This window comes from Lederbergia ruris, assembly GCF_018332955.1.
Lineage (GTDB): Bacteria > Bacillota > Bacilli > Bacillales > Bacillaceae_C > Lederbergia > Lederbergia ruris.
Map to the genome: position 1 here is coordinate 54,351 of NZ_BORB01000025.1, position 9,417 is coordinate 63,767.

At 38.2% G+C, this 9,417-nt stretch carries 10 protein-coding genes and 1 pseudogene; 1 reads left to right on the top strand and 10 read right to left on the bottom strand.

From position 1 onward, the window contains the following. Window positions 1–15: 15 nt before the first annotated feature. The 7 genes from KI363_RS14110 to KI363_RS14140 form a co-directional block, all read right to left on the bottom strand. Window positions 16–642 (bottom strand): GNAT family N-acetyltransferase, encoded by a 627-nt coding sequence (locus tag KI363_RS14110; protein ID WP_212966713.1) that lies wholly within the window; start codon window positions 640–642, stop codon window positions 16–18. Then, on the bottom strand, window positions 623–1,684 hold the full coding sequence (locus KI363_RS14115) for a serine hydrolase domain-containing protein (RefSeq protein WP_212966714.1): 1,062 nt from the start codon (window positions 1,682–1,684) through the stop codon (window positions 623–625). Before KI363_RS14115 ends, KI363_RS14110 begins: the two co-directional genes overlap by 20 nt. A 41-nt stretch (window positions 1,685–1,725) precedes the next feature. After that, window positions 1,726–2,232, bottom strand: a complete 507-nt coding sequence (locus KI363_RS14120; protein WP_212966715.1) for a GNAT family N-acetyltransferase — start codon at window positions 2,230–2,232, stop codon at window positions 1,726–1,728. Between the two features lie 12 nt (window positions 2,233–2,244). Continuing rightward, complete coding sequence (locus KI363_RS14125; RefSeq protein ID WP_212966716.1) at window positions 2,245–2,661, bottom strand: NUDIX hydrolase; 417 nt, start codon at window positions 2,659–2,661, stop codon at window positions 2,245–2,247. A 35-nt stretch (window positions 2,662–2,696) separates the two neighbouring features. Then, window positions 2,697–3,506 (bottom strand): GNAT family N-acetyltransferase, encoded by an 810-nt coding sequence (locus KI363_RS14130; RefSeq protein ID WP_212966717.1) that lies wholly within the window; start codon window positions 3,504–3,506, stop codon window positions 2,697–2,699. Between the two features lie 138 nt (window positions 3,507–3,644). Then, complete coding sequence (locus tag KI363_RS14135) at window positions 3,645–4,100, bottom strand: GNAT family N-acetyltransferase (protein WP_212966718.1); 456 nt, start codon at window positions 4,098–4,100, stop codon at window positions 3,645–3,647. A 218-nt stretch (window positions 4,101–4,318) separates the two neighbouring features. Continuing rightward, window positions 4,319–5,698: an alpha/beta hydrolase gene (locus KI363_RS14140; RefSeq protein WP_212966719.1), complete on the bottom strand. Its 1,380-nt coding sequence runs from the start codon at window positions 5,696–5,698 to the stop codon at window positions 4,319–4,321. A gap of 283 nt (window positions 5,699–5,981) precedes the next feature. On the opposite strand from KI363_RS14140, the gene KI363_RS14145 reads away from it, so the two are divergent. Next, window positions 5,982–6,728 carry a DUF3888 domain-containing protein gene (locus KI363_RS14145; RefSeq protein WP_212966720.1) on the top strand — a complete coding sequence of 249 codons (747 nt, stop codon included), beginning with the start codon at window positions 5,982–5,984 and terminating at the stop codon, window positions 6,726–6,728. Window positions 6,729–6,843: 115 nt separating this feature from the next. Here KI363_RS14145 and wrbA read toward each other — a convergent pair whose 3' ends face one another. From wrbA to KI363_RS14160, 3 genes and pseudogenes are all read right to left on the bottom strand, one after another. Next, complete coding sequence (gene wrbA / locus KI363_RS14150) at window positions 6,844–7,455, bottom strand: NAD(P)H:quinone oxidoreductase (RefSeq protein WP_158323918.1); 612 nt, start codon at window positions 7,453–7,455, stop codon at window positions 6,844–6,846. Window positions 7,456–7,669: 214 nt separating this feature from the next. Continuing rightward, a pseudogene (locus KI363_RS14155) lies at window positions 7,670–8,273 on the bottom strand (alpha/beta hydrolase). 24 nt (window positions 8,274–8,297) lie between these two features. Continuing rightward, window positions 8,298–9,284, bottom strand: coding sequence for a ring-cleaving dioxygenase (locus tag KI363_RS14160; protein ID WP_212966721.1), 987 nt, complete (start codon window positions 9,282–9,284; stop codon window positions 8,298–8,300). Window positions 9,285–9,417 lie beyond the last annotated feature (133 nt).

A 9,417-nucleotide genomic window follows, 5' to 3' on the forward strand; every position in this document is an offset into this window, starting at 1 on the left:
CTCATATTGGCAAATCTAGGCCCTGGATAAAAGCCTACTTTTCTGTAAAGGGCTTCCTTTCATGTTTTTCTTCCAATCTGATTTACATAGCATGTAGTGATTGTATCGTTCCTTATCAATCGTCCATTGAGACAGATAAGTAAAACCACATTTTTGAATCACTTTATTGGATGATCGATTGTGAATCAATGCAATTGCATTAAGGTTTTCTACATTTGTATGTGTAAACAAATAATCAATTAATCCTTTTGCCGCTTTCGTAGCATATCCTTTCTTTTGATGTTGACTTGAAACGGCATACATAATTTCTCGATTCGGTGAAGGCAGCTCATCTTTTATCCCCGTACAGCACCAACCAATACATTCATCTGTTTCTTTCATAAATACGCCAAGTTTTAAAAATTGCCCTTCTATGTTTGCTGTTTTTGCCGCCTGAAGAAATGCTTGATTCGCTGGTATTTCATATTGGGTCATCCACTCAACTCTCTGTTCTTTTGTTGATTTCCAGTCTGGCAAGAATTGAGATATTTCAGGCTGATTGGATATTCTGTATATACTTTCTCCATCTTCAATTCGGAACTCTTGAAGATAAATATCTCCATAATCGATTCTAAAAATGGTTTCAGTTCTTTTTTCTTTCATCAGTTTTCTCCTTATAGGGAATTTTTAAGACCTCTTCCTCAATCCCTTTAAACATATCATAAGCTCCCTCCGACTTGTTCGAGCATATAACCGATTGAATATCGTTTTCAGGATAATATGCAGAATGAAAACTAACGCCCGGATCATAGCCCATTATATGATATTTCAATATGGAATCTCCCTTTTTCTCTATCCAGACTCCATAGCCATAAAAGCTATTCTCATCGTCACTGTAAATATGGGGAGTAAGCAATTTACACGTATAGTCTTCACTTAACAGTTGATGATTGAAAAGTGCCTTCCATAAATTTGCCATATCCCTGACAGTCACAAATGCTCCCCCATCAGACCCACCTTTTACCGGCAATGAGTAAATATTTGTTTTCCACGTACCATCAGAAAAATCTAGATATCCAAGTGCTGTCCTTGAAGGGAGAGAATCAAATTCAAAATAACCCGAATCAACCATACCAGCTTTCTTAAAAATATTTTGCTCGATATAATCGGCAAATTTTTGCTCACTGACCTGTTCGACGATCAACCCTAACAAAATATATCCGGCATTGTTATAATGAAATCTTTCCCCTACCTTTAATTTCATAGGCTGATTTTGAAACAGCGGAAGAAAGTCTTGTAAACTCCTTATTTGATACATTGGAGTCTGAATCCATAACTCTTCAAAATCATCCATCACTTCCTCATCGAAGTAGTCTGGGATGCCCGATGTGTGTGTTAAAAGATGATGGACAGTGACCTCTTCAGAAAAATGAGGAAAGGAAAAGCTTAGACACTCTTTTAATCTTGTATCAAAAGATAGTTTGCCAGCTTCAACGAGCTGACAAATGGCAATAGCCGTAAAAAGTTTACATCCAGAAGCAATGCCAAAACGTGTACTTGGCTGATTTTCAATTTGTTCGGAACGGTTTGCGAATCCATAACTTGTCTCCGCCAAAGCTTCACTGTTTTGTTGAACAAGCACCGCCCCAGAAAAATGACTTTCATCTTGAATTGCATTTAAGCGCTTTATAATATCGAGATTCACTTGAAATTCCCTCCATCGTCCATACTTTCAACATACAAAGATTAAATTGTGTTTATATTTTTCCAACCATAAATGAGTGAATCCAGCTGTTTCCCGGAAATTTCCAACTCATCTGTGCCAATCTTTTCCGCCCCGAGAGACTCGTAGAAGAGTCGGGAATTATTTTCTGCTAACACTTGCACAGTCATAGAGAAAATATTTTTCTGTTTTAAATCTTCGACAACAGCCTCCACTAGCAGTCTCCCTATCCCTTTTCCCTGGTACTCTTCTAGGATATAAATGGCATATAACTCCCCTTCGTAATCAGGGTACTTGCCCGTCCTTTCCTTCCCTCCACCTGCAAAACCAACAACTTCGCCATCATTTGTTTCGGCAATGAATACAGTCGTTTGGGGAATGATATCTTTCCATTTTTCTTCTCTGGCCTCATACGTCATATTGCTTAAATACTCATCCGGCACAATATCCTTATAGGTCGTTTTCCAACTATCAACCTGTACTTTTGCGATGCCTTTCGCATCCGTTTGCTTCGCCTGTCTAATCTTCATGTCGCACCCCATTCAATCCGATAAAATTTCATCCTTTATCATATTTACTTGCTCAACCATATGGCCAATATTGCCTTCACCTGCATATTTGCTCATATCAAAAAAATCTTGATTCAAATCAGACCAATATAATTCATTTTCATCCCCTGAAACCTGGAGTTCCTCCTTCAATCTGCCAACATAAACTTCCACATAGCAATCATGAACATAGTAGGTAAAATCCATGACATGATGCAATGTCACATCTGCTTTTGAAATACTCGTTTCTTCAAACAATTCCCGATACGCAGCTTCCATACCAGTTTCTCCGTCCTCGATTTTCCCACCAACAAAATTACTCAAGCCTTTGTACGGCTCCCGTAATCGCTTGCACATTAATAAAGATTTCATATCGTTTCTATAAATCATTAGAACATTATATCCTTGCATTGTAACCTCCATATAAGAAGCATTCTTTTTATGTATCAGAGTTTCGTCCAAATCGCCTTTGTGTAGGCAATTTTCATTCCGGCCCTTTCCATATTTCTAAGACTACCGCTGCCATAGGCTGTTTGCCCGACAATCATGTTACAGTGGTTTTGTAGGGCATGTTGTAAACGTTTAGCTATCAATGCACTGTGCACGCCTTTATTTCTATATTCCGGAATGGTTGCAGATGCAGCAAGTGTCGCTATACCGTCCTTTTCAAACAAAACACCTATACCGGCAGGCTCCCCTTTCACACTTGCTAGATAAAAGGTCCATTGCTTATTTTGATGTAATACTTGATTATTTTGCGCCACAAATTCGCTTAATGAAGCTGGCATGTTAAATCCTTTCGTATAAATCTGCCCGAAAATGGCAAATTCATCATACTCGAATTCGCGGATCGAAATGTCCTGCGCCTCGCTCAAAGTGAAATCATCTGACAATGAACCATAAAGTGCCGTACGGAACCCACGTTGAAAATAGCCCCTCTCTGAAAGCAACTTAAATAGCTCAGCAGAACAATGAGCAGGAGTGATTTCAAAGTTGGCTGGTATCCCCCTTTCATGATAAAAATCTAAAATGCCATCAATCTCATTCAGATTATTCCCACTCATCCCCTTCACATTATTGAATGAGGGACCTGGGATATTCTTTACATAAAAGGCAACAGCATCACCAAACTTTTTTATTTCCACTCCCATCAGGTTCCCTGCTATTTTCTGAACACCTGTCAGTCGGGATTCCAAAAGTTCTATCTCTGATTGTTCGATTCCGCGAGCAAGTTCTTCCGTCAAAATAAGTGACATTGGTCACACCCCTATATTCATTTTTGTTGAAAAGAAAGGCCCTTAAAATGATTAGGCAAGTTCATTAATCCGACACGAAACCTTATGCCCGCCTCCCGATCTATTAAAATAAGTGCATTCCATAAAACACAAATATGTTCAAAGAATTTCACTTGCATAAATTCTTGAACGGCTTCCCCACGGATGATAGCCATCCCCTATATAAGTGAACCCGTATTTTTCATAGTATCCAATATGGTCCGTACACAGATAAACGCGATTGAATCCTGCTCTTTCAGCATCTGCTTTAGCACGCAAAATAAGTTTTTCCCCTAAAGATCGACCGCGATAGTCTTCATCAATATAAAGGGCACATATCCATGGCCATAAATCCATGCGGCTAATAAAGTCATTGCTAATTAGCCCTGCACATCCAATGATCTCATCTGATTGCTCCATTAAGTACCAAATAGGGAGGGGACTATCTGTTAGGATGCTATGTGTAATCGAATCCTCATAAACTTTCATACTGTTTTCGTCTGCCCATTTGCTTTGAAAATATTTTATAGCTTGTTCTTTATATTCCGGATGTTCTCTAAGACTAATAATGTTCAAAGTACCTTCTCCAGTCTTTAATTATCGTATAAATCATGAACATATTTATTTAATTTAGCAACTAATTCAAAATCGTTTGTTTGACTATTTTTCATCTTCTTCCTATTCGCAAAATTTCCCTGCAATTAAATACTAACATAAAATTCTACCTATATAACTAAAACGCAAAAAATTAAGACGTTTTAGCATAAATAGATTATGTCATTAGGGGAACAATTTCACTCAAATTGTTCCCCTACAAATCGAAGCATCTTTTTCATATTCTTTTTGGCATAGTTACTATCAAATGTTACTTCATACCCATGGGGTAAGGCCGCTTCCTCTTTCCCATAATAATTAAACTGATGTATAATGCCGAGTTGATCTAACCTTTTATCAAAGGCGTTTGCTTGTTTATAAAAGGAGGCCGTGTTTCCGTCGGAAATGAAAACTGGTGGATAATTATTGGTCACATTTTTTACCAGGTCAGCTTGCTTGGCGTATTGATTGGTTTCATAGTCATTGCCCCAATAAGCCCGTCCGTATACAGACCATAAATAATCCTTCAACCAACTGTCTTTCGATTGAGCAAATTTTGTAGGTTCAAATAAGGCCGAATTAAATATTACGCCTTTTATGGATTCTTCCGCCATGACAGACGGTATCTTCATCTCTTGTGCATAGTCTTCATCTGTTTGGATCATGACAAATTGTCCGATAATATGCCCTCCCGCTGAACTACCACCCAAAATAACCTTTTCCATATCTAAACCATATTCATTGGCATGTGCTTTTAAAAACGCGATCGCTTCGCTTACTTGGTACAATGGTGTAGGATAAGGGTATTCAGGGGCAAAAGCATAATTGATCGATACGACATTATACCCAGCATTTGTGAATGAGGTGTAATAATCAATCTCTGAACGGCCGGGTTTATCTTCCTCTACCTTATCCCCTGTTACAAATCCTCCCCCATGAATAAAAATATACGTCGGTCTTAAGGTAGATAGATCGTGGTTAGAAACATAAATATCTAAGAAACTATTGGGATATTGTGCGCCATATTGTATATCATTTATGTACAATGTTCCATCCTTCAACACCGTCGCTGTCGACTTTTGCTCGGGTTGATAGGAATTTTTGTGCTCAAAAAATAATTGAATCCCCACCATCGGGCGAACGGCTAGAAACATAATAAAACCAACAAACCCGATTATAAAAACTCCCACGATTGCGCCTAAAGATTTCGCTCCGATCGTAAGAATTTTGCCCCTTTTTGTCTGCTGACTTTTTTGTGTCCGGGCCTTCCATACATCCGTAAATGAAAATACGATAAGTAGGAACCCCATTATAATAGAAGCAAAAGCATTCACACATAGCAGGATGTAATGATAGTGAAACAAGAATACGAGTTCTAGCGGAATTACAATGACTCCAATGTAAAATAACCAGGTTTGCTTATTCACAAAACCAAGTATTAGCTGACTTACAAACAAGATCAGAATAAATATATGCAATATTTCCGTAAAGTTAACAAGCACTAAAGAGGTTGCACCTAGTATAAACATTCCTATCCCTAACATCGCCAACAAGAAAGGATGAATGAGCCTATTTTTCATATACATTTCTCCTTCTCACTTTCAAATCCTATTCCCTTATCATCTTCCTAAATAACATCTAGGAAAATGGATCAGGGAAATGATTTTAGAGCGCAAAGGAATTTACTTTAGCTTAAAAAGACAAGTGTCATATACTACCCGACTTGCGCGATGAATAGAACGAAAATTAGGATTTTTCTAACACCTTAATTTTTTCAGGATAATTTTACCCCAAACTTTTGATAATTTGCTCTTATTGGCACAAATTATATATATAAAATAATTTAGAAAGGCATAATCCCTCATGAAAAAGTTAACCTATATTTTAATCGCTACAATCACTTTTCTGATTATTCCTAGTAAAACTTATGCCCAAAGTGAACAACCTGAATATAAACTTCTATATGATACATTGATTACAACTCTTGATTCATCCATACAAAAGGAAATTATTCATTACTATGGCTATCCCAAACAATATGGTTTATATGATGCTAAGATTTTGAGTATCACCAGAGAGCATGAGGGTCAGTTTAGCTTTATTACCAAAGTCCAAGTCACAACATTTGTGCATGCACATAACCCTCCTTATGGTAAGGAAACAATGACTTTTAACATCAGTCCTTTTGAGGTTAAAACCATTAGCTTTAAACATGAGGGAGATAAGGAAGAAAAAGAAATAAATGCATTCTATAGTGCAACACTTTCAGATATAAAACAGTCTTTTCATTTGAATTTACAGTCTTACTCTTCTTACACATACAATCAATTGCAATACCAAGCCGAAATAAATAATGAATTTAAATCCCTTTTTACTATTGCAGAAGAAATCACAACGAGCATTTTGTCTCCTGAGACCAAGATACCCTACAAAAATGTTATAAACCCTGTTACCTTTATAAAAGGCAATACAGGCTATATGCTCTTTAAAAAATCTGACGGGACAAATGTAATTTATCATGTACAAAAGCTAGATGGGAATTGGATAGTAACAAATAAAAATAGTAAACAAGGTAAGAAAATGGATTATAAATTACCATGGTATGTATAGAAAAAATTAAGAATCGCTTTCTTAGTTCAATAGCTCATACTACTTGGCTAGAACGATTTTTGTGCCCAACGACAATAAAGCTGACCGAATTTTCTCCGGTCAGCCCTGTTTTCTCTTATTGATTCCCTTTTTTAACCCATTCCGCTACTGTCACAGTACGTTTAGCCTGATGTTTCACAGCATCTTCAACATCTTCAATCATTTTCCCATCTTGTCCTACCGTAACACTTGTTCCATATGGATTTCCTCCAGCACCATATAATACAGGATCTGTATAACCAGGAGCAGCGATAATTGCACCCCAATGCATCATACTTGTATATAAGGATAAAATCGTTGCTTCTTGCCCACCATGGGGATTTTGCGCAGAAGACATCGCACTTACAACCTTATTCACTGTCTTACCGGCTGCCCAAATTCCACCTTGGATATCAAGAAATTGTTTCATTTGCGAAGGCATATTTCCAAAACGAGTTGGCACACTGAAAATAATCGCATCGGCCCACTCAAGATCAGCAGATGTTGCAACTGGAACATCTTTCGTTGCTTCTACAGTTGCTTTCCAGCCTTCATTTCCCGCAATCACAGATTCAGGAGCTAATTCTTCCACTTTTAAAACTTTCACTTCCGCCCCTGCTGCTTTTGCTCCTTCTTCCGCCCATTTTGCTAATTGATAGTTTGTTCCACCCATACTATAAAAAATAACCGCTAATTTAACATTTGACATATTTTCCAACTCCTTCGGTTTTTTTCCAAATAATGTATTTAAAATACCCATATATAGCACCTTCTCTTATTTATTTAAACTGGAACCCGATAAAAATCACCTCCTTAAAAAATGCTCACTTTTCAATGTTTTACCTTCTTCTTATGCCCATTGTGAAGGGGATTTATGATACTTCAACTTCATAAATCTCGCTTTTGAGATATTGAAGGAAGATTTATAGGGACAAATACCACTGGCGCGCTGCATCCACTTCTGTTGCTGTCAGTTGATGCCCTCTATTTTCCCAATGCAGGTGAACCATAGCGTTTGCCTGTTCTAATAAAGATTGAAGCTCTAGTGATTCTTCCCTTGAACATATCGGGTCATTTGTTCCAGCCCCGATAAATACTGGAATCCCACTTAAATCTGGGAGTTCGATACCTCTTCTTGGCACCATTGGGTGATGTAAGATCGCACCTTTTAATGCATCTTGAAAATGGAATAACAAGCTTGCTGCAATATTGGCTCCATTGGAATAACCAATCGCGATGATTTGCTTTCGATCAAAGTCATATTTTTCAGCGGCCTCATCTAGGAATTCGTTCAATTCTTTCGTCCGGAAGACAAGATCTTCCTCATCAAACACTCCCTCTGCTAACCTCCTAAAGAAACGCGGCATGCCATTCTCTAGCACATTCCCTCTTACACCTAATACATTAGCATCTGGGTCTATAATTTGGGCAAGTGGAAGTAAATCTTGTTCCGTTCCCCCCCGTCCCATGCAATAAAAGTAAGGTTGGTTTAGAGGAATCACTGCCTTTTTGAAATAGATGTTTCAACCTTATTTCCCCCTTCCAGATTGATTAATCTTCATATTCCTTTGCGAATTCTTTCGTACTTCTTACCGTATCAATCGGACGAACGAGACCTTCGATTTCTTCCCGTTTTGCTTCAAAGAATGGCGGTAAAGAGAGTTTTTCTCCAAGTGTTTCATATGGCTCATCCCCCATGAAACCGGGACCGTCTGTAGCTAATTCGAATAAGATTTGTGGAGCTACGTTTGTATACAAGGATCCAAAGTAATATCTCTCCACATAACCCGAATTTGGAAATTGGAATGCTTGCAATCGTTTCTGCCATTCATCCAGCGCTGCACGATCTTCCACGCGGAATGCGACATGATGAACCGTGCCATAACCTTGGCGTGCTTGCGGAAAAACCGCGTTATATTCCACGATCACTTGTGCTCCATTGCCCCCTTCGCCTACTTCAAATAAATGGTAAGATCCCTCTTGAGCAATTTCTGTAAATAAAAGAACCTTCCCCAGCATTTCTTTAAAATAATCGATATGGCTCACACGGACAAAAATCGGGCCTAATCCTGTTATTGCATATTCCAATGGAATTGGGCCTTTTTGCCATGGAGTCCCTGCAGGAACGCCTTGATTGTTTTCATCTGAGATGAGCTGATAGGCTTGCTCATCAAAGTCAACAAAAGAAAGCGTCTTTTTCCCGAATTGCTCTGTGATTTCTTTATGGTTGATTCCAAGTCGATCAAAGCGTTTCACCCAATATTCCAATGCTTTGTCATTTGGCACGCGAAAGGATGTCTTAGCTATTTCATTCGTGCCGTGAATGCCTTTCGGAATACCTGGGAAATCAAAGAACGTCATATCTGTCCCAGGGCTTCCTTTGTCGTCAGCGAAAAATAAGTGATAGGTTTGAATATCGTCCTGGTTCACTGTTTTTTTCACCAACCGAACACCTAAAACGGTTGTGAAAAATTCATATATTTTTTCCGCACTGCTTGTAATGGCTGTGACATGGTGGATTCCTTTTAATTCATGCATGCTTTTTCCTCCCTCTATATAATTAAAATATCTTCAAAATGCTCTTGTTTTCTTAGAATTTCTTAAACATCCAATTTGGGTTTGGATAGTGGGGGTGGAGTGATAGCCAGAATACAGAATATTCTAACGTACC